Raw genomic sequence first — 20,436 nt, 5'->3', positions numbered from 1 at the left:
TCCGACTTCCTTTTTTGTTCTGTTCTTTTCAAGTAGCTATTTATTCAGATTCTTCATGGTTTAAAGATTGTAGTTGGGTAGCATATATAATGAACTTTTTTTGGTCATGATTATCCAGGGCTTCGTCGATAAGAGTCAGCAACTGCGATTCTTGTTGGGAACGGTGTACATGCTTTAAGAACAGATCCAAGTAAATATCGTTCAGTAGTTTTTCCGCTTCCGTGATTTTTTTTGTTTGAGCCATCGCTTTCATGAAATCAGCATAAGAATAATAGTTTTCCATTCTTCTTCACCCCGAATGCTTTTCATTAGTATACATTAGAGGATGAGTAAAAATCAATATTTATTTGAAAATTCCGATGAAATAGAAAAAAATTTATTTTCAGTCTAATGTGCATTGCGAAATTTCCATTTTTTATTATAATAAGGTATGTAAAGTAAATTTAGGGGGTTAATCTTCATGAGCAAAAAGAATCAGAGACCGCACTCGTATACAATTTGCACAAATACGTACGCCCTTTTACCCTATACGGAAGGTCATCGCACCTGGATGCGCGTGATTGAAGACCGCAGTGAATTAGTAGTTGAAGAAGCAGTTTACAAAACAGTTACGACTTCTTGCCGTTTCTATCGTGCTTCACTTGAAAGTGTCACACTCTATGCCCAAAAAGCAATCGGCGTAAAACATAAGCCCCCCATTATCATAGGCGAGTACTACGGCAATCCACTTATCTTCTTCCCGACACACTCTCCAAAAAACAAAGAATGCGTTTGGTTCAATTATGATGCCATTGATTTGATCGAAAGCGACACCAGCGGCAAAGGCAGCATCATATATTTAAGCAATAGTGAAACGGTTTATTTGGATGTGTCGCCCATCGCATTGCGAAATCAGCACTCTTTTGCCGGTTCCCTCCGCCGTTATTTCAAAAAAGCGCAGCGTGTCCATAATCATCCTATGGCCTATGTGACAAAACGAACGTTTCCACCACGCAAACAGCAGCCACTCGAGTAAATTCAGTCATCTAGCATAGCGAAACTGCTCTACAAAGGTTCCATTTCTATTGCGGCGTAGCATTTTCATATGGACAGACTGTATATATTACTTTTTTTCTATCGTTTCTGTCTGCAAGCACTTTATGTCTTGGCTCATTAGTTCTTGGCGACGAGCCTGCTTAGGAGAGTGATCTTTGCTCTACCGAAAGCGGCGTCTGAAATGCTGATTCTGAAGTTTAACTCATTTAATAGTTGAACTTACATATTATAAAAAGAGTTGCCACTCAAAGTAATATAACTTTGAATGGCAACTCTTTTTTCAGACTGTCCAGACTCTGGAGCAGCATGTGCGTTTACGCTTACCTTATTTAATTGACCGGTATGCCCATAGGGATCCGACGAAAAATACCGAAGAGACCCACATGTACGGTTCGTTCCAGAACCACACCGATACTGAAATTCCGGTAAATGAAATGATGGTGAAAATTCCTGCAAACATACGAGACTGCAAATCACGCCGGTATTCACGCTCTCGGCCATCTCGGTTTTCGAAATAGCGGCGTAAGCGTTCCGGTTCTTCCAAATAATTGATCACTTTCTGAGGGAATACACGCAATGGCCCTGTAGCGTTTAACGCCCAGCGCAGGATATCTTCTTTGCCGAAGATCCCTTTGCCTTCTTTCTGCGTAGAAGCCCATTCTAGTATTCGCGGGCGGGCAAGCGCAAGCAAATCCACTTTTGGATCCAGCACATGCAGGACACCTACAAAAATGGAAGCAGCACGTCCAAAAAAGGCGAATTCCGCAGGTAATTGGACTGGTTGTGTCCGGACGATTTCCTGCATATCGTTCAACAGGCGTTCAACGACAAAACTGTCCATCTGTGACAATTCGTTCGACTCATAGGCTGCTACGAGCCTTGAAATGGCATCTCCTAAAACGGCACGATCAGCCTGTGGCAATAAAAACCGCAAGTCTTCGAGCGAATCCAATACTTGATCATAATTTTTGAAAATGATTCCTTCTGCTGCCCGTAAGACTGCCTGAGAATCCTTTTGTGTAATATTGCCGATCATTCCGAAGTCGATCAGCACAATGCCACCATCCGGTTCTAGCAGGACGTTGCCGCCGTGGGGATCTGCATGAAACTGCCCTCCATATAAAACCTGCTCCAGAAACAAAATAAACAGCCGTTCTGAAATTTCATGGCGATTCAATTCATTTTTTTCAATGAATGCCAAATCTGTGATGCGCGCTCCTTCGATCCATTCCATGACCAAAACACGTCGCGTTGTGAATTCATCGAAATACAGCGGAATGCGGACACCCTCCATCGCATCAAAGCGATCGGCAAAAGCACGCCCGTTCTGAAGCTCTTTCAGGAAATTCAATTCGTCGCCAATCGTCTCTGTCATTTCCTTGTACAATAATTTAAAATCAATTTGTTTAGCATACGGGGTGAATTTTTCAGCCATCCAAATGACGATGCGGATGGCTTTAAAATCCGCACGCAAAATGCGGTCCGTTCCCGGTCGCTGTACTTTCACGGCTACTTCCAAACCGTTTTTCAACACACCTTTATATACTTCGCCAATAGAGGCTGAAGCGACTGCCGAATCCGATAACTGATCCAGGTAATTGTTATGCGGTGTATTCCATTCCTGCTCCAGCACTGAGACAATACTCTTTCTTGGAACTGACGGCACGCGGTCAGTTAATCCTTCCAATTCTTCAAGAAATGACGGAGGCATAATATCCGCTCGTGTTGACAGAAATTGGCCCAGTTTGATCATGAGTCCACCTAGCTTCAACGCCAGATTCTTATATTCTTTGGCTTGTTTCGTTATCATTTCGTTCCATCTTTTTTCAACGAGCGGGTTCCAATTCCCACGATTTCGTTTTTGGAAGAAAGTCACTTGCAAAAAGATTTTGACTGCCAGCCAGACAATCCGAAAGATACGGATAAACGTGATTTGATTCATAAATGCAGTCCCTCCCATGAATTTCATTATAGAGTCTGATAGCGAAATAGTCCAAAAAGTGATATGTTTTTAATGAATGGAACAATACAAGGGGGATGGAAATGGACACAATTCATTATGAACAGCGAAACAATTTAGCTTTTATTACATTAAATCGGCCAGAAGCAATGAATGCTTTCAATTATGATATGCTCTTCGAATTAGGGCAGGTCGTGGAAGCGATTCGCATTAACCCGGACATTCGCGTCGTGATATTTACAGGTGCTGGCGAAAAGGCATTCAGTGTCGGTGCAGATTTGAAAGAACGTAAAAATCTGACGGAACAGCACGTCAAACGCAACATCTTCAAGATCGGTGAAATATTCTCCACGATTGAAAGTTTGCCGCAGCCGACCATTGCCATGATGAACGGCTTTGCATTCGGCGGCGGCATGGAACTGGCACTGGCGTGTGATTTCCGAATTGTTGCAGATGACACCCTGCTTGGGCTGACTGAAACCAGCCTAGGCATTATTCCAGGTGCTGGCGGCACACAGCGTTTGCCGCGCTTGATCGGTGAGTCCAAAGCATTAGAATTGATTTTGACTGCCCGCCGCCTGAAATCAGTTGAAGCGCTGGAGTACGGCCTAGTAACACGTATTGCAGAGCGTGAACAGCTTGCAGAAGTAACCGGCGCTTTTGCCGATGCGATTCTTACCAATGGGCCAATCGCTCTTCAACAAGCAAAATTTGCCGTTAAGAATGGCATGAACACTGATTTACAGACGGGTCTCCAAATCGAGCGCAAAGCCTACGAAATCACCATTCCAACAGAAGACCGCCTAGAAGCACTTGCCGCTTTTGGCGAAAAGCGCAAACCCGTGTTTAAAGGAAGATAACAACGAAAAGCGCAAGCGCCCATGTAGCTCTGACGGGCATAAGACGCACTGGCAAAGCGGCGTGTTTTTGCCGCACAGCCTGAGTGGCTTATGACCCAAAGAGCTGGGCGCTGGAGTCTGGACAACGAAAAGCGCAAGCGCTCGTTGAGACTGGACAACAGATAAGGGATTAAACCTTATAATTTTTATCTATCAAAAAACGGATCGGCTTTAATCAGCCGCTCCGTTTTTTGATTCTTACAAATATTTTTCCATCCAATCCGTAATCTGCTCCAGACGTGCAAAGCGGAGATTCGGTTTGCCGGTCCGTGACAAATTGTGGTCAGCTTCCGGGAAACGGACAAATTCCGTTTCCTTTCCCATACTCTTTAATGTCACATATAATTGTTCCGACTGCTCGATCGGGCAGCGGTAATCATTTTCAGAATGAAGAATCAGCAATGGCGTCTGGACATTCTTGGCGTACTTCAATGGCGAATGCTGCCAGAGCTTATCGACGTCCGTCATATCTGCACCAATCTGCCAGTCACTGAAATAATAACCGATGTCCGAAACGCCGAAGAACGACACCCAGTTGGATATGGAGCGCTGGGTCACCGCTGCTTTGAAGCGGTCTGAATGACCGACGATCCAATTGGTCATGAAGCCGCCATAGCTGCCACCGGTGACGCCTAAACGATTGGCATCAATCCAGCCGTTCGATTCTACTGTCTCAGTGACAGAATTCATAATGTCCTCGTAATCGCCGCCTCCATAATCACCGCGTACTGCGTCTACAAACTCCTGGCTATAACCGTGGCTTCCTCGCGGATTGACGTATAGTACGCCAAACCCCCGTGCTGCCAGCAATTGAATTTCATGGACAAAGGTATTCGCGTACATCGCATGTGGGCCGCCGTGAATATTGACGACCAGTGGATACTTTTGACCTTCCTGAAAGCCGTATGGTTTTATCAACCAGCCATGGACCGCCCATTCCTTTGAGCCTTTTGCGATAATCGGCTGTGCTTCAACCAACTCTGTGTGCTCCAGGAACTCCTGATTAAATGAGGTCAAAGCCTGACGTTCACCTGTTGCAATGGTCAACCGGTACAGTTCACCCGGGTTGACTGGATTGCTGATGGCCGCAATCGCAAATTCGCCATCCTGGGAAATATCATAGCCATACACATGCTCCATATCGGGAGACGCCGGAAAAATCATGCCATCGAGCGAAGCGAAGTACAGGCGCACATCCCCCATCGTCGACACCTGGAAATACAAATGATCATCTTTTGTCCAGACCACATCTGGTGCAGCCGCTCCCTGCTGATGATCGGCTACCACATAATCACCTACAGGCACATCCAAGCCTTCGGTCAAACAGATACGGGTTTGTTCGTCTAAATCCGCTACATAAATCTCCGTATGCGTCGCATTCTCATATTGCCGCATACTTCCTGCAAAAGCGACCTTCGAATCGTCAAATGAAAAAGCCGCACCACCGAAATAACCTTCTTCTGCTATCAGTACCGATTCCTGTTCTGTTTCAATATCATATATATAAAGAGGTTGTCGGAAGACAAAATCCAGATTCTCTTCGCGAGTCACACCATAAATAAGTTTCTCACCATCATGCGAAACAGTTTCGAGACTGTAATGATGGCTTCCTTCCGTCAGCTGCTCCACGCTCTTCGAATCGATATCCACCGAACCGATATGGCGATGAAATTCTTTAGGCAATAAACCCATACCGTCCATCTTGTATTTCATTTTGTCGACATGGTAAGGTTCCGGTTGCTTTTTTTCTTCTTTTTCTTCTTTTTCTTCTTTGTCCGTGAAGGTTTTCCCTTCTTTCGTCAAAGCATTAAACCAGATCTTCGTCCCACAGGGTGCCCACTCAAACCCATTGACCCCTTTTTCGAAATCAGTTAGCGACCGCGCTTCCCCGCCAGTCGACGACATGACAAACAATTGATTTTTTTCATCCCGATCCGATAAGAAAGCTACAGCGGTTCCATCGGCTGACCACCGCGGTGAACCCACCCGCTCCTTACCATGCGTCCACTGGGTCTGCTTGCCCGTTTCGAGATCGAGGTGGTAGAGATGGGCTCTATATGTATTTTCTTCTTCATCGATTTGTGTATGGACGAATACCGCTCTTTTTCCATCTGGTGAAATCCGTGGTTCTGTCACTGAAACCAACTTCGTTAAATCGTTTATTTCCACTGCTTTTTTCGCCATTCCATTTCCTCCTCGGATTGAACTATTTCGAAATTCGTAATACTGCTCCTTAACTATAATAAAAAATGTCAGTTTTTTCAATCAAATTCTAATTTGGCTGTAAATGAAGAAAAATAAAGCTGTTCTATATTACACTCAAAATAGCAAGAGGCTCCGGCATAAAAACCGGACCCTCTTGCTTATACTTATTTTTTTGCTATTACCTACCTCATAATCAGTTTCGCTTTCAGAATCTAAGGAGATGGTTCATGAATTAATTTCTTCAAACCACAAGCTCTTAAATCATTTATTTTTGCATAGCCTGATCCTTCAGCGACCGGCGCAGAATTTTCCCTGTCGTATTCTTCGGCAATTCTTCAAGCACTTCAAATTGTCTTGGAACTTTGTATTTTGCTAAATGCTCTGCGCAATACACCTTCAATTCATCCACTGAAACGGATGGGTCCTTCAGCACGACATAGGCGTTGACCTCTTCGCCGAAATCCGGATCCGGCAAGCCAACAACCGCTGCTTCTAATACTGCTGGATGGGCAAACAGCACTTCTTCAACTTCGCGCGGATATACATTGTAGCCACCCACGATAATCATGTCTTTTTTACGGTCGACAATGTAAAAATAGCCTTGTTCGTCAACACGAGCTAGGTCACCTGTGTACAGCCAGCCGTCGCGAATTGCTGCAGCGGTTTCTTCCGGCATTTTGTAATAGCCCTTCATGACGTTCGGTCCACGAACAATCAGCTCACCGACTTCATTTGCTGACACTTCTTCTCCCAGTTCATTGACGACTTTATTTTCCACATTAATAATGGAAGTGCCGATCGAACCGGCTTTCCGCTCGCGGTCAATCGGATTAAAGCAAGTAACCGGCGAAGCTTCTGACAAACCATAGCCTTCTGAAATGCGGACATTAAATTTATCTTCGAAACTATGCAGCAGAGCTACAGGCATGGCGGAACCACCTGAAATCGCTAAGCGTACGGAAGCGAAATCAGCCGGATCAACATCCGGTAATTGATTCATGAAATTGAACATGGTCGGTACTCCGGCAAAAATGCTTGCTTTGGACGTCTTAATGGCTTCGAATACCTCTTTTGGATTGAAACGTGGCACCAAGACAATCGTCGCCCCCTGCAGAAGTGGCGCGTTGACTACTACTGTCAGCGCAAATACGTGGAAAACTGGCAAAGTTGCCAGTACACGGTCAGTTGAACCAATCTGAAGATATTCACCTACATCACGTGCGTTCGAATATAAATTCTGATGCGTCAGCATAGCGCCTTTCGGTTTACCTGTCGTACCTGATGTATATAATATAACTGCATTATCATCTGGTTGGACTTCTGGGAACACATCATTCGCCTTTGATTTGGCTAGCAGATTCGTAAACGAATGGACTTTCCCCTGAATGTCTTCAGGCAATTGAGCCATTTTTTCCAGTGTCGATGGATCCGTTTCACAAATAATGTACGATTCAACAGCCGGCAGTGCTTTATGCGCTCCTTCGATAAGCGGCAAGAGCATATCGATTGCTACTACTACCTTTGTGTCGCTATTGTTGACTATGTAAGCGATTTCATCAGGACTATAAATAGGATTGATCGGAACAGCTGTGGCTCCTAAACGCATCGTTGCATATAAAGAAATTAAAAAATGCGGTGTGTTGCCTAGAAGAAATGCGACATGATCCCCTTTTTCCACGCCTAATCCTTGTAGAGCACCAGCAAAAACAGCAACAGATTGATCAAATTCACCATAGCTTGTATCTTTCCCCATAAAGCTGTAAGCGACTCGAGCAGAATCCTGCTCAGCAATTTCGTGAACGCGTGACATTAAATTCATGTCCATCCCTCTTTTCCATTGAATGAATATTCATTCATATTTTATTCTGTTTTCATTATAAAATAAATCTTCAGACAATACAACAGGCACCGTAAATTCACGGTGCCTGTAGATGGTCGACATAACGCCAACGAATTAAGAAAAAGTATAAGATTTGTGCAATAGTAAATCCGCCAAGGACAAGAGCCATTTCGCCGAGAATCGACAGCTCGGCAAATTCCTCCCACACAACCTGCAATGAAACAAAAGCAAATGCGCTATGCAGTAGGGCGAGAGTCCACGGCAAGAAAAATTGAGGAATTAGCTGCCGATTGACGATTTTGCCTAGTTCCTTATCCGTCATCCCTAGACGAACCAGCAGTTTGTATTGTTTCCGATCCCGCTCAAGGCCAGTATACAGCTTAAAATAAATAAAACTACCCGCTGCTAGCAGAAAGACTGCCGCCACCATGACCCCAATAAACAGCAGCAAGGCAAACGAAGATTTGAACCAGCGGTAGTCATCACCTGGATTTTCAAAGAAAAAGTTTACGTTATTAAAATCAGCAGTTTCCACTGCTTCGCTCACTGTATTGGTCAATCGATTGCCGATATTTATCGTTTCAGTCCAATTCTGTATATCAAAGGCGTAATAAGTAAAGTCAGACATACCTGTTGAGTATCCCAGCAGGGGTTGATCGATTGCTTCATAGTCTGCGTCACTGACAATAATTGTGTTGACATTCAAAGTGTGAATAGGAAATACGACATGCGGATAAGACGATTGGATTGACAAAGGCACGTTGCTCTCGAAAAGCACTGTCTCGACGCTGGTACTTTTTAGTTCTTTCAAGGAGTCTAATGAAAACGGGACAAACATACCTTCGCCTTCTTGTAATTGTGCAGGTTCAAAATCAAGCGCAATCGCTAAACGGTTAAACTCAGACAATGATAAAATATCCACATCATTTCCGCTAGCACCTGAAGTTTGGCGTTTGACTGTCAGTTCAACCAGGTCATAAGATAATTGTTCACTTTCCAACTGGCTTGTTAAGCGATCTATATGCGCCGCTTCCTGTTCGTTGCCATTAAATGAAATATAGACAAGTCCAAGAGGATTTGATTCACGGAAGTCTCCTGTGTAAGACATGAAAGATGCTAAAGTCCCCACTGTCAAAAAAGCCACTGTGGATACAATAGTAACAATGAAGAACATCTGTGCACTATCTTTCAGCTTAACCGATGCCTCTGCCAACGACACTAAACGCGTTTTTTTCCAATAGACATTTTTTTTACGCTTATACAGCCGCAACAAAGAATGAATCGTATGCGTAAAAAATAAATAAGTGCCGAATGTGGCAAGTGGCGGAACGATGAAGATCATTAAGTAAACGGTTTGATCTGACACGCTCGCTGCAAATGTGTAGGCAATTGCCAAAAAGACAATTCCCATAATAGACAGCACCGTCGACGATTTTGTTTCTTCTTCCACTTTCCAAAAGCCCTGCAGTAAATCAACAACACGTTTTGTTCGGATGAACCCGACACTTACAAATGAAATAATGACGAACAAACTCGCGAACGCTGCAATTGTCAGCAGAAATGGTTGCCATGAGACATATAGTGGCAAGGACTCCAGCTCCATAATTTCTCGTCCAATCATAAGAAAGAACTTGGAGAAAGCGAAGCCGAATGCGATGCCCGTTGCAGTCGAAATCGTACCGATTATGAGCATTTCAAAAAAAATCAATTTGTTCAACTGTTTTTTTGTCATTCCTAATTGCATTAGCACTCCGAATTCCTTCGATCGGGCCTGCAAAAAGGCGCTCATCGAATAAAACAAGAAAAACAAAGTGAAAATATACAGAACTACTTCTGCAATCAGCATCCCTCGAATGGCAAGCAGACGAAGGCCGTCTTCCTCGAACGTTGGATGAAAAATAAACATCGAATAGACAAAAAATACCATGACTGAAAAAACGCTGGCCAGAAAAAAAGCCGCATAGTTTCTCCGGTTACGGACAACGTTATGGTAAGCGAGTTGCCGAAAGGTCATTCACGGAGCCTCCTAGCAACGACAGGACATTCAAGATCCGCTGATAAAATGTCTGGCGTCGTTCATCTCCATAGATTTCATTAAAAAATTCACCGTCTTTGATGAAAAGGACGCGGTCACAATAACTTGCAGCAATCGGATCGTGCGTCACCATGATGATTGTGGTTTCGCTGTCGCTAGCGGCATTTGATAAAATTTCAAGTACATCGCGCGACGATTTGGAGTCGAGATTTCCTGTCGGCTCATCGGCTAAGATGAGCGCAGGCTGATGAATAAGTGCTCTGCCAATTGCTGTGCGTTGAGCTTCTCCTCCCGAAATTTCATTCGGCTTCTTATGAAGAATTGATGTTAGACCAAGGCGTTTGGCAATAAGCAGCACCCGCCTTGCCATCTCATCGATAGGAACATAATCAAGCGTCAAAGGCAGCACCAGATTTTCTTCAACCGTTAGCATCTGCAGCAAGTTAAAGTCCTGGAAAACAAAACCCAGTTCCCGTCTGCGGAATAGTGCGAGCTCATTCTTATCCAATAAATGTGGATTGGTTCCATCAATCAAGATTTCTCCGGAAGTTAGCGTATCAATTGTGGAAATCAAATTTAACAGCGTCGTTTTGCCGCTACCTGAAGGTCCCATCACTGCCAGAAATTCACCTTTCTCCACTGTGAAGCTTAACTGGTTGACTGCCCTGTGTGTCACTTTCCCTTCGTAAACCTTGGTCACTTCGTCGATTTTCACTACCGTCATTTTTTTCCTCCTGTGTTGCAAAATCCTGGTCGAAGAACAGTACAGATACGGTCGTCCCTTCTCCTTGAACAGAAGAAATCGACAATTCATGACCCAGTTTTCCGCAAATTTCTTTTGCCAAATACAAGCCCATCCCAGTGGATTCTACAGTTTTCCGTCCGTTTTCTCCAGTGAAAAATGCCTTGGTTACACGCGGCAAATCGGAGGCAGAAATTCCGATTCCTTCGTCCCGAATCTTCAACAGCGTATTGCCATTCGAACATTCCGCGGCAATCATTACTTTTTTATTGGGTTCGAATGTGTACTTGACCGCATTGGTCAAAAATTGGCCAATAATAAATTTCATCCACTTCTGATCAGTTGCCACAATATGCTCTTCTGCAATCGAAATCTCTGGATAAATACGTTTCGAAATGAACAGCCGTTTGTTTTCTGTGACCACTTCGCTGACTAAAGACCGCAAATAGACCTGTTCGATTTGCATATCCTGCTCGAATGTGTCCAAACGGGCATTCATCAAAACCGTATCCAACCCTGCTTTCAACCGGTCCATTTCTTCACGCACACTGTTTTTATCGAGCTCCTGCTCTTCCTGAAGCAACAGGTGCATAACCGATAAAGGCGTTTTCATCTGGTGCACCCACTGGTTCATGAACTGCAGATGGCGATTTTGAGTAGCGTATAAAGATTGCACTTCATGTTGGTACAAACGATACAATTTTTGCAGATAAACTTCATTTTGAATTTGTTCAGGTGACTTTCCTTCGCGCTGAAGCATATGTTCCAAGTTCTGCGGCGTCACCAAAATCCGCTGATAATAATGATAGCGTTTAACAAAGCGAACGGTCAGAAATGCAATGACCAGCATCGTGCTGATGACAAATGAATAGATAGCCGTATCGAGATTACGAAAGCCATCCAACCAGTATAACATCATGATGAACGCCACTAGGACAAACTGGAAGACGATGAACGCTGCATGTTCTTTTAGGAATAATCGCAGCATCACGATTCCTCCTCATGAAGCAGCAGGCGATATCCAGCCCCTCTAACAGTTTCAATGGCTGACAGTACGCCATAATCAGACAGCTTTTTCCGGACCCGAGTCATATTGACATTCAGCGTGTTTTCATCTACAAATGCCTGGTCATCCCATAATTCTTCCAACAGTTGCTCACGTGAGACCACTTTTGGATAATTGGACAGCAGGAGTTCGAGAATCGTGCATTCTTTTTTCTGCAGCGGAATAGCGTCTGTCTTTACATATAGCTCCATGCGCTCCATATACAATACGATTCGCCCGGCTTTGATAGATCGCTCTTCCTGCTTCGGCGCATATTCGCCAAAAGCTCTGCGCAAATGGCTTCTTATTTTTGCAAGGACGATTTCGTAATGGAAAGGTTTCGTAATAAAATCATCTCCACCGTTTTCCAAAGCGAAGACTTGATCCATTTCTCCCGAGCGGGCCGAAATGAAAATAATAGGGCAAGTGGTTTGCTGCCTGAGCTGGCGGCACCAATAATAGCCATCATAAGAAGGCAAGTTAATATCGAGTAAAATCAAATGGGGATCAAAAGCTTCGAATTCTTCGATGATTCGATCAAAATCTTTTGCGGTCTCTACTTCGTAATGATATTTCCTTAAGGTCTCTGCCAATAACTCCGCAATTTTCAAATCATCTTCTACAATGAAGATTCGTTGAACAGCCATACTGATTCCCCCTTTCCTTTTTCTTTCCATTTTAACAAAAGAGCCTGCATAAAAGCAGGCTCCCAGAAATTCTTAATAAATTAATTTCAAAAACTCTTCCGTCGTGATGCCACCAAGAAGTTTTGGGATATCGATTCCTGCGATTGCTTTGTCCAACGAAGCACGCTCGTATTTCGAGCCGATGATGGCTTGTTCGATTTCAGATACGTCCCCGACACCGAAAAAGTCACCATAAATATTAGCGTCTTGCACGATACCTTTCTCCACTTGCAGGCGAACATCAATGCCGCCGACAGAGAAGCGGTGGGAATGCTTAATATTGAACTTAGGCGATTTGCCGTAATTCCAATCCCAATTGCCGTAACGCTCTTTAGACAGTTCATGAATGTTCTTCCAGTCTTCATCCGTTAGTTCATAATAACGGACATTTTCTTCACCTTCAAAAATCGAGTGTAAAACAGCGTTGCGGAATTCCGTCACTGTCATTGGCTCTTTTAAAAACTCAGAAATGTTTGCGACACGGCTACGAATCGATTTGATGCCTTTCGACTCAATCTTTTCTTTGCTGACTTTTAACGCAGATACCACTTCATCAATCTGCGTATCAAACATCAAAGTTCCATGGCTGAACATACGCCCTCTAGTTGAAAATTGTGCATTGCCCGATACTTTCCGACCTTCTGCCATCAAATCATTGCGTCCAGAAAGCTCAGCATTAACCCCCAGGCTTTGTAACGCTTTCACGACAGGTTCAGTGAATTTGCGGAAATTACGGAAGCTATTGCCATCGTCTACTGTGATAAAGCTGTAATTCAAATTTCCTAAATCGTGATAAACTGCCCCACCACCAGATAGGCGTCGGACCACATGAATGCCATTAGAATCGACATAATCTGTATTGATTTCTTCTGCCGTGTTTTGGTTCTTACCGATAATGATAGATGGTTCATTGATATAGAACAGAAGAAATGGATCTTTTTCAACATCCATCGTCTTCAATAGATATTCTTCGATTGCCAAGTTAATCCGTGGATCTGTAATGCCTTTATTGTCTACGAAATACATAATCTCTCTCCTTTTGACTGCGTTCTTCTTTCTAGTTTAACGGATTATTCGAATAAATTCATTGTTTAGGGTTGACTAATCGAAACTGTTATAATACACTACTCTAAACACCAACAGTACTATAACAAAAAGGAGATGGAAGTTATGATTGAAAACGTAGTCGAATTTTTCAAGAACTTGCCCCCGAAACAGTGCGCATCTTGTGGAGAAAAAATGGAAGAGCAGCATGAATGTTATGGTACTAAATGTGACTCGTGCAACGAATTATAAGTTCAACTAAAACATACTCAGAAAAAACGAAGCATCGCTAACTAGCGCTGCTTCGTTTTTTGATTTTTGACAAATGGTGAATGTGTGAGACATCGCTTCAGGCGGACACTTTTGAGCCCACAGGATATGAGTCATTCAGCTGGCGTAACAGTCACAGCGCCAGTTGCCAGGACATGGCCGCTCTCCCCGCTCTGCTCAGTCCAATGGCTCCGGCTCATGCCGCTTCGCTGCTCCCGCAGGAAAGTCATTGAACGAAGAGAGTTCGAGCAGTAACTTTGCGGCGAAACTAGCGTAGCGATGCAGGAGCATATCTTTGCCATTCGCTGCTTTTCTCCTTTCCTTAATGTTCTTGTTGTAATAAAAGTCTGAAAAGTAAGTGTCGCTGCTGTACGAAAATTGCATCACTTTTAATTTCTTGAATTACTCGTACTATCTAGTGTTGAACTTTTGCAATTTAATAATAGATAGAGCGCGTGCAGGTGATCATAAAATTTAACACCTTATCGCTTTTCTTCTCTCACAGAGAAAATTCATTTTTCATGAGATTCATTTAAGTAGATAAAAAGTTAATACGAAGAAAAAGGTGAGCTGTAAAATCAAAAACCACTTACAGGTCCCATTGTCCTTTACTTTCTAATTGCTGTACTATAACACTTAGCAAAGGCGCGTGTGCTAATCGCGCAGAGCGAATTCAGAACCTTCTCCGACTCCCTACCACATACAAATAAATTCCCACTTGATTAAGCAGCTATCCAGCTGAGGCGCGTCAAAGGACTGGGTGGAGCGATAAGACTGGCAGCGTTCTTAAGCTGTCTGGCTTATCGCGGGAACCCGCTCCAAAGCGACCGAAGTGACTTCTAGAATCCTACAAAAAAAGATACTGCCTTAGCAGCATCTTCGTCAATCTGTATCAATGACTGGAATGATCTTCCATCTTGTCCATACCCTGTGAATCATCGCTGTCATCTGGAACGATTGAATCCGGATCCGGAGTGCCGACCGTAATTTCCTGTTTCGGCATGACGTGCAAGCTTCTCGCAGTCGTATGTGCCTGCATGTAATATAAACCCTCTTGCTCAAAGCTAGTTTCCGCTTCGTATACACCGTCCTCTATATGCTCGGCTGGAATCATTTCGCTGTTGCCGCGATCTCCAGACTCCCACACCTCATAGACGACTTCGTCCGCATCCTCTACAGTTTCGTCTCCTTGTGTCAAAGTAACAGATAGCACAACTTCCTCAACCGGGTCAGCTTGTGTTTCGGTGTTGAATGCCACCATCACTTCTTCAACTTGTTCTCCAGCACCAGGAGAATCAGCTTCTCCTGTTCCGCAAGCTGCCAACATCAAGAACGGTAATCCAAGCCCTACAAATTTTTTCATTGTGAATTTCCCTCCATGCTGAAAGGTTCAGCAGTAAATCGTTCAATTAATTGATTGGCAGCTGCTTTCCCCTGATCAACGCAGGCTGGCAATCCGAAACCTTCGAAAGATCCACCTGCAATTTGCACCATTGGCAGAGCTTCAAGTAGCTCTTTTTTCGCTAAAGCCACACGTTCTACATGTCCTACTATATATTGAGGCATCGCTTCTTTCATGCGAGAAACGACCGTGAACTCAGGATTTGCCTGAATGTCCAACAATTTATGCAAGTCTTCTAAAACGGCTTTGACAATTTCTTGATCAGACAACTCCACGACTGCTTCGTCACCGACACGTCCAATAAAAGATCGATACATGGTTTTTCCGGACGGTGTCAGGCTCGGCCACTTCAAGTGGGCTGCAGAACACGCTGTAATGGTAAAGTCACTGTTTCGTGCCACCACAAAACCCATACAATCTTGCACCGGTTTCACGGCACCTTCCGGGAATGCGATGGATACCGTCGCAATGGATGTTGAAGGCATTTCTTTCAGGCCCCTCAATAATCCCAAAGGTTCGAATATTGGCAGCAGCTTAACATGCGGTAATGCGAAAATCACACCGTCTGCTGTGATAGTGGCGCCATTGTTCAGTCGTAATTTTGCCTGGTCATTTTGCCGTTCCAGTTTTTCGACCTTTACGCCTTTAAGGATCGTACAATTTTCAAGTTCTGCTTCTAAGGTGCGTACCAGTGTTTCAAGACCACCCTCGAACGTTTGAAACATGCCTTTTTTTTCAGTATTGAATGCCCGGTAATCCGATATTCGGTTTTTCTTTAAGCCACGTATTAAACTTCGATGCTGTTGTTCTGTTTTTAGCAGCTCGGGAAAAGTTGCTGTTAAGCTCAAACGGTCAATATCTCCAGCAAAAACTCCCGAAAACAAAGGTTCGATTAAATTCTCAACTAATTCATTGCCAAATCTACGCCTTAAAAACTTGCCAAGTGGCTGATCTTCAACTGTTGTGGATGCCGGTAAGACAAAATCTCCTAAAGCTCGGGCTTTGCCAAACCAAGAACTGATGCCCGAAGTGAGAAACGAACCAAAATTCGTTGGCACGCCCATGACCGACCCAACCGGTATCGGATAAAGATTATTTTCGACTGCCACATATGTTTTCCCGGGAGCACTTTGAACCAATCGGTCTTCTATTTCCAACTCTTTGGCTAACTGCTGGATGCTATTTTTTCGTGAGACAAACGAATCCGGACCACGCTCAATTACAAAACCATCTTTGTGCAAAGTCTGGATGTTCCCGCCGAGACGATGGGCCACTTCAATCAATGTGATTTCAATCTCCAAACCTTGCTCAATTGCCTGTTTTTGTAAGTAGTACGCCGCTGACAGTCCAGTGATGCCGCCGCCCACGACGATTACTTTATGCGTATGTTCGGTCACGTTTAATCCTCACTTTCAATTGTTTTACTTTTCTGCCATTTTTCTCATTACCACATCAGCCAAGCCATCGATGAATAGAGGCTGGACGTTCGGCATTTCAGGACGACGGTAATTTGCGCCGATGTCGTGGCAAACTACTTTACATTCGTAGTCGTTATCGAAAAGCACCTCTAAATGGTCTGTGACAAAGCCAACTGGTGTATACACGAACGATGTATATCCTTTTTGTTCGAACAAATCATGAGTCAAGTCTTGAACATCTGGTCCAATCCAAGGTTCTCCTGTTTGTCCAGCACTTTGCCAACCAATTTCCACGTTTTTAACACCCGTAGCTTGTTGGAGCATTTGGGCTGTTTCTTTTAATTGATCTGGGTAAGGGTCGCCATTTGCGATAATTTTCTCTGGCAACGAATGTGCAGAAACGATCAGGCAAGATTTCGCACGTTCTTCTTCCGACATTTCAGCGAATGAAGCGCTGATTTTTTCGCTCCAGTATTGGATGAATTTCGGTTCTTTGTACCAGCTTTCAACAGATGTCAATGAAATGCCTGCTTTTTCAGCAGCTTCTGCTGCACGGCCATTATACGACTTCACGGAGAAAGTAGAGAAATGCGGTGCCAACACAATTGAAACAGCTTCCGTAATGCCATCTTTTCTCATTTCTTCGACACCGTCTTCAACAAACGGTTCGATATGTTTCAACCCAAGATACATTTTAAAATCAATTTCATCCTGAACTTCATTCAACCGTTCACATAGACCGTTCGCTTGATCCAACGTAATTTTCGCAAGCGGTGAAAGGCCCCCAATTGCTTTGTAGCGGCTGCGCAGGTCTTCTAAGCTTTCTTCGCTTGGCTTGCGACCGCGACGGATATGTGTGTAATAGCGCTCAATATCATCTTCTGAGTACGGCGTTCCATATGCCATCACTAATAATCCCATTGTCTTCTTCAACATAATCACCTCAACATGAATTTTATTCTTATTTCAACTTACTTTTATAAGCAGTACTGTACTCGTGTACAAATGAAGTCAATCGCTTCAGCGTATCCGGATTAACTTCTGGGAACACACCATGCCCAAGGTTGAATATGTAGCCATCACTTTGCATGCCCATATCCAGAATCTTTTTCGTCCGCTCTTCGATTACCGGCCAGTCTGCCAATAAATAAGCAGGATCTAAATTGCCTTGAAGGGTTTTGGTCAATCCCATGGAACGTGCTTCTGAAATTGGCAAACGCCAATCCAATCCGACTACGTCCACTGGAAGTTCATGCCACTCTTTAGCCAAATGGCTAGCTCCAACACCGAAAATCGTTAACGGTACACCTTCTGTGCGCAGTTCAGCAAAAATACGATCCATTACCGGTTTAATAAAAATACGGTAATCTTCAACGTTTAATGCGCCAACCCATGAATCAAAAATTTGGATAGCTTTCGCGCCTGCTTTAATTTGTGCTTTTACGTAAGGAATGATGGTGTCTGCCAGTTTGTCCATCAATGCAAACCACATGGCTGGCTCTGAAACCATCATTGCTTTGGTTTTGTTGTAGCTTTTGGAAGGACCACCTTCAATCATGTAGCTCGCTAATGTGAAAGGCGCTCCGGAAAATCCGATCAACGGCACATCTAATTGCTCTTGCGTCAACAGACGAATCGTCTCGAGAACATAATCAACATCCTGTTCAGGATTGATTTCACCTAAACGTTCAATGTCTGCCATGCTACGAATCGGGGTATCAATGACCGGACCGATTCCCGATTTGATTTTTACATCAACTCCGATTGCAGGCAATGGGGTAACGATATCTTTGTAAAGAACCGCCGCATCGTTATTGTACTGATCCACAGGAAGTTTCGTCACGTATGCGCATAGCTCTGGCTGATGCGTAATTTCCTCCAATGAATATTTTTCCTTGATTTTGCGGTATTCCGGCTGGGAACGTCCAGCCTGCCTCATATACCAAACCGGTACATGATCGGTTTTTTCTCCTCGCGCTGCGCGAAGATATGTGTCGTTGAATGTCATGATTTTTTCATCCCTTCAGTCTGCTACTATGCTGTCTGCCTGCCTATATCCGTCTATACTATAGACTCTCCATTCTTTATTGTATAGATTCCCGGCGCAATTGTCATAAATTAGACACTTCTGCTTTTCACTTGATTGTCAATACCTGTTTCGTGTAGATTTCTAAAGGGAAGGATATAATGAAGAGAGCATATTATTTAAGGAGGTGTTATCAGTGAATTTTTATATGACAACAGGAACGTACGATTACATGAAAAAAATGCGCGACAAACACTCGGAGGAGACGATGGTTGTCATGCAGGGTGAAAATACGACCTTGATGATCCATGAAACAGAGGGAAAAACGATTTTCCAAACCCCCCGCCGCTATGAAGTGGTCGATGGAACAGGGGAATTTAAAGAAAAAGGATTTTTTGTCTTTAATAATATACCTGTCTCCGAAGAAGGCCGACCTGTTTTCGAACACCGTTTTAAAAATCGGGCAGGGGCAATCGAAAACGAACTGGGCTATGTTGCGTTTCGCGTTCTGAGACCGCTCGATTCAGATACGTATATTGTCTTAACTGAATGGGAATCACCTGCTTTTTATGAAAAATGGAAAGAGTCCCAGGCCTTTGCACAAGCTCATTCGGCAAAACCAGAAAGTCCAGCTGGTTCGCAGCGCCCGAATATTTTCTCAGGAGTATCGTATATCGGTACTTATCGAGCAAAACCCGAAGAAGAATGATGACTGCAAACCAGCGCAACTGGATTTTCGTCAATACTAAAAAGGAGGAAATTACTTGGTTTTCGTTATTTTCATATTAGCAGCAGCACTCACTGTATTCGCATCTATCAAACTGTCCCAATACGCCGATGTCATCAGTTCTAAAACGGCAATGGGCGGTATGATGGTCGGTACACTATTACTTGCAGGTGCCACTTCCCTGCCGGAAGTATCCACTAGTTTCTCGGCAGCAGCGATCGGCAATGCTGATATCGCTGTCGGAAACATGGTCGGATCGAACCTTTTCAATTTGTTCATCCTTGCTGGATTCGATTTCTTTCTTAGAAGACGCCGGATTTTAAACCGGGCTTCGCGCAACAATATTTACACAGCCCTTCTCGGTATTTTATTGACTGTTCTTGTCATTATGGCTCTTTGGTTGCGCCTTGATATCCAAATCCTTGGTGTTGGTTTGGATGCCCTGATTATCGCCATTACTTATATTGTCGGTATGGTCGTCATCAATAAATTACCTTCACTGGATCCTGAAGCAGAAGCGGTTGCGGAGTCGGAAGAAGAGCCCGATAATCCGAGTGCCTCATTATCACCAAAAGCGGCAATTTTTCGCTTTGTTATTGCAGCACTTGTTATTTTGGCTGCCGGTACTGCTTTATCGATTACCGGAGACCAGATTGCTATTATTACCGGAATAGGCTCCAGCTTTATCGGCAGTTTCTTGATTGCAGCTGCGACTTCCCTTCCAGAAGCCATCTCTGTCTTTGTGGCGCTGCGACTCAGTAATGTCAATATGGCTGTCGGCGCGATTCTCGGAAGTAATATTTTCAATATGATTATCTTGGCCCTGTCTGACCCAGTCTATACTGCAGGACCTATCATGTTGGATGTTTCTGGTGCGAATATGATCATCGCTGTCGGCGTGCTAATTATGTCGTTGCTTGCTTTGTTTTCGCTTTACCGCAAGGAAAGTGCTTCTACATTGTCCTATGCACTGCCATCGGTGATTATTCTCATCGTGTATTTCGCAGCATCGTATATGAATTTTACTTACTAACTAGAGAAAGCGTGGCCAGACTCCTAAAATGGAATTTGGCCGCGTTTTTCTATTTTTTGGTGGACTTTA

19 protein-coding genes are annotated in these 20,436 nt (G+C 43.8%); 5 read left to right on the top strand and 14 right to left on the bottom strand.

Translation table 11 applies throughout. The annotated features are described in order from the left end of the window. Positions 1 to 40 precede the first annotated feature (40 nt). The gene (locus BBH88_RS05790; RefSeq protein ID WP_006828440.1) at positions 41 to 283 is read right to left on the bottom strand and encodes an IDEAL domain-containing protein; all 243 of its coding nucleotides are present in this window, start codon (positions 281 to 283) and stop codon (positions 41 to 43) included. A 177-nt stretch (positions 284 to 460) separates the two neighbouring features. On the opposite strand from BBH88_RS05790, the gene BBH88_RS05785 reads away from it, so the two are divergent. Continuing rightward, entirely contained in the window at positions 461 to 1,015 is a 555-nt protein-coding gene (locus BBH88_RS05785; protein WP_006828439.1) for a competence protein ComK, read from the top strand. A 345-nt stretch (positions 1,016 to 1,360) separates the two neighbouring features. On the opposite strand, the gene BBH88_RS05780 is transcribed toward BBH88_RS05785, so the two are convergent. Beyond that, positions 1,361 to 2,977: an ABC1 kinase family protein gene (locus BBH88_RS05780; protein WP_006828438.1), complete on the bottom strand. Its 1,617-nt coding sequence runs from the start codon at positions 2,975 to 2,977 to the stop codon at positions 1,361 to 1,363. 101 nt (positions 2,978 to 3,078) lie between these two features. Here BBH88_RS05780 and BBH88_RS05775 point away from each other — a divergent pair, with 101 nt between their 5' ends. Next, positions 3,079 to 3,855, top strand: coding sequence for an enoyl-CoA hydratase-related protein (locus BBH88_RS05775; protein WP_006828437.1), 777 nt, complete (start codon positions 3,079 to 3,081; stop codon positions 3,853 to 3,855). Positions 3,856 to 4,092: 237 nt separating this feature from the next. Here the strand turns inward: BBH88_RS05775 and BBH88_RS05770 are convergent, their stop codons facing one another. The 7 genes from BBH88_RS05770 to BBH88_RS05740 form a co-directional block, all read right to left on the bottom strand. Further along, positions 4,093 to 6,078: a S9 family peptidase gene (locus BBH88_RS05770; protein WP_065537128.1), complete on the bottom strand. Its 1,986-nt coding sequence runs from the start codon at positions 6,076 to 6,078 to the stop codon at positions 4,093 to 4,095. A gap of 286 nt (positions 6,079 to 6,364) precedes the next feature. Further along, complete coding sequence (locus tag BBH88_RS05765) at positions 6,365 to 7,918, bottom strand: fatty acid--CoA ligase family protein (protein WP_006831153.1); 1,554 nt, start codon at positions 7,916 to 7,918, stop codon at positions 6,365 to 6,367. A gap of 97 nt (positions 7,919 to 8,015) precedes the next feature. Next, positions 8,016 to 9,953, bottom strand: coding sequence for an ABC transporter permease (locus tag BBH88_RS05760; RefSeq protein ID WP_006831154.1), 1,938 nt, complete (start codon positions 9,951 to 9,953; stop codon positions 8,016 to 8,018). Further along, a complete protein-coding gene (locus tag BBH88_RS05755; RefSeq protein ID WP_006831155.1) occupies positions 9,925 to 10,698 on the bottom strand; it encodes an ABC transporter ATP-binding protein in 774 nt (257 codons plus the stop codon). The genes BBH88_RS05760 and BBH88_RS05755 overlap by 29 nt, the downstream gene beginning before the upstream one ends. Continuing rightward, positions 10,601 to 11,704 carry a sensor histidine kinase gene (locus tag BBH88_RS05750; RefSeq protein WP_065537129.1) on the bottom strand — a complete coding sequence of 368 codons (1,104 nt, stop codon included), beginning with the start codon at positions 11,702 to 11,704 and terminating at the stop codon, positions 10,601 to 10,603. The genes BBH88_RS05755 and BBH88_RS05750 overlap by 98 nt, the downstream gene beginning before the upstream one ends. Further along, positions 11,704 to 12,408, bottom strand: a complete 705-nt coding sequence (locus BBH88_RS05745; protein WP_065537130.1) for a response regulator transcription factor — start codon at positions 12,406 to 12,408, stop codon at positions 11,704 to 11,706. The genes BBH88_RS05750 and BBH88_RS05745 overlap by 1 nt, the downstream gene beginning before the upstream one ends. 72 nt (positions 12,409 to 12,480) lie before the next feature. Continuing rightward, positions 12,481 to 13,473, bottom strand: coding sequence for a lipoate--protein ligase (locus BBH88_RS05740; protein WP_006831158.1), 993 nt, complete (start codon positions 13,471 to 13,473; stop codon positions 12,481 to 12,483). A gap of 144 nt (positions 13,474 to 13,617) precedes the next feature. Between BBH88_RS05740 and yhfH the strand changes: the two genes are divergently transcribed. Further along, a complete protein-coding gene (yhfH, locus tag BBH88_RS05735) occupies positions 13,618 to 13,743 on the top strand; it encodes a protein YhfH (RefSeq protein WP_006831159.1) in 126 nt (41 codons plus the stop codon). 131 nt (positions 13,744 to 13,874) lie between these two features. Here yhfH and BBH88_RS19160 read toward each other — a convergent pair whose 3' ends face one another. From BBH88_RS19160 to hemE, 5 genes are all read right to left on the bottom strand, one after another. Beyond that, complete coding sequence (locus tag BBH88_RS19160) at positions 13,875 to 14,063, bottom strand: hypothetical protein (protein ID WP_154669131.1); 189 nt, start codon at positions 14,061 to 14,063, stop codon at positions 13,875 to 13,877. A gap of 590 nt (positions 14,064 to 14,653) precedes the next feature. Then, a complete protein-coding gene (locus BBH88_RS05725; protein WP_065537132.1) occupies positions 14,654 to 15,124 on the bottom strand; it encodes a FixH family protein in 471 nt (156 codons plus the stop codon). Further along, positions 15,121 to 16,560 carry a protoporphyrinogen oxidase gene (gene hemY, locus BBH88_RS05720; RefSeq protein ID WP_065537133.1) on the bottom strand — a complete coding sequence of 480 codons (1,440 nt, stop codon included), beginning with the start codon at positions 16,558 to 16,560 and terminating at the stop codon, positions 15,121 to 15,123. Before hemY ends, BBH88_RS05725 begins: the two co-directional genes overlap by 4 nt. 24 nt (positions 16,561 to 16,584) lie before the next feature. After that, positions 16,585 to 17,517 (bottom strand): ferrochelatase, encoded by a 933-nt coding sequence (gene hemH / locus BBH88_RS05715; protein WP_065537134.1) that lies wholly within the window; start codon positions 17,515 to 17,517, stop codon positions 16,585 to 16,587. A 25-nt stretch (positions 17,518 to 17,542) separates the two neighbouring features. After that, positions 17,543 to 18,589 carry a uroporphyrinogen decarboxylase gene (gene hemE, locus BBH88_RS05710; RefSeq protein WP_065537135.1) on the bottom strand — a complete coding sequence of 349 codons (1,047 nt, stop codon included), beginning with the start codon at positions 18,587 to 18,589 and terminating at the stop codon, positions 17,543 to 17,545. 214 nt (positions 18,590 to 18,803) lie between these two features. Between hemE and BBH88_RS05705 the strand changes: the two genes are divergently transcribed. Further along, complete coding sequence (locus tag BBH88_RS05705; RefSeq protein WP_065537136.1) at positions 18,804 to 19,316, top strand: antibiotic biosynthesis monooxygenase family protein; 513 nt, start codon at positions 18,804 to 18,806, stop codon at positions 19,314 to 19,316. A gap of 55 nt (positions 19,317 to 19,371) precedes the next feature. Further along, on the top strand, positions 19,372 to 20,367 hold the full coding sequence (locus tag BBH88_RS05700; RefSeq protein ID WP_006831166.1) for a sodium:calcium antiporter: 996 nt from the start codon (positions 19,372 to 19,374) through the stop codon (positions 20,365 to 20,367). Positions 20,368 to 20,436: the final 69 nt, after the last annotated feature.

The sequence above is a fragment of the Planococcus antarcticus DSM 14505 genome (assembly GCF_001687565.2).
Lineage (GTDB): Bacteria > Bacillota > Bacilli > Bacillales_A > Planococcaceae > Planococcus > Planococcus antarcticus.
This window is presented reverse-complemented; position numbering and strand designations above follow the sequence as displayed.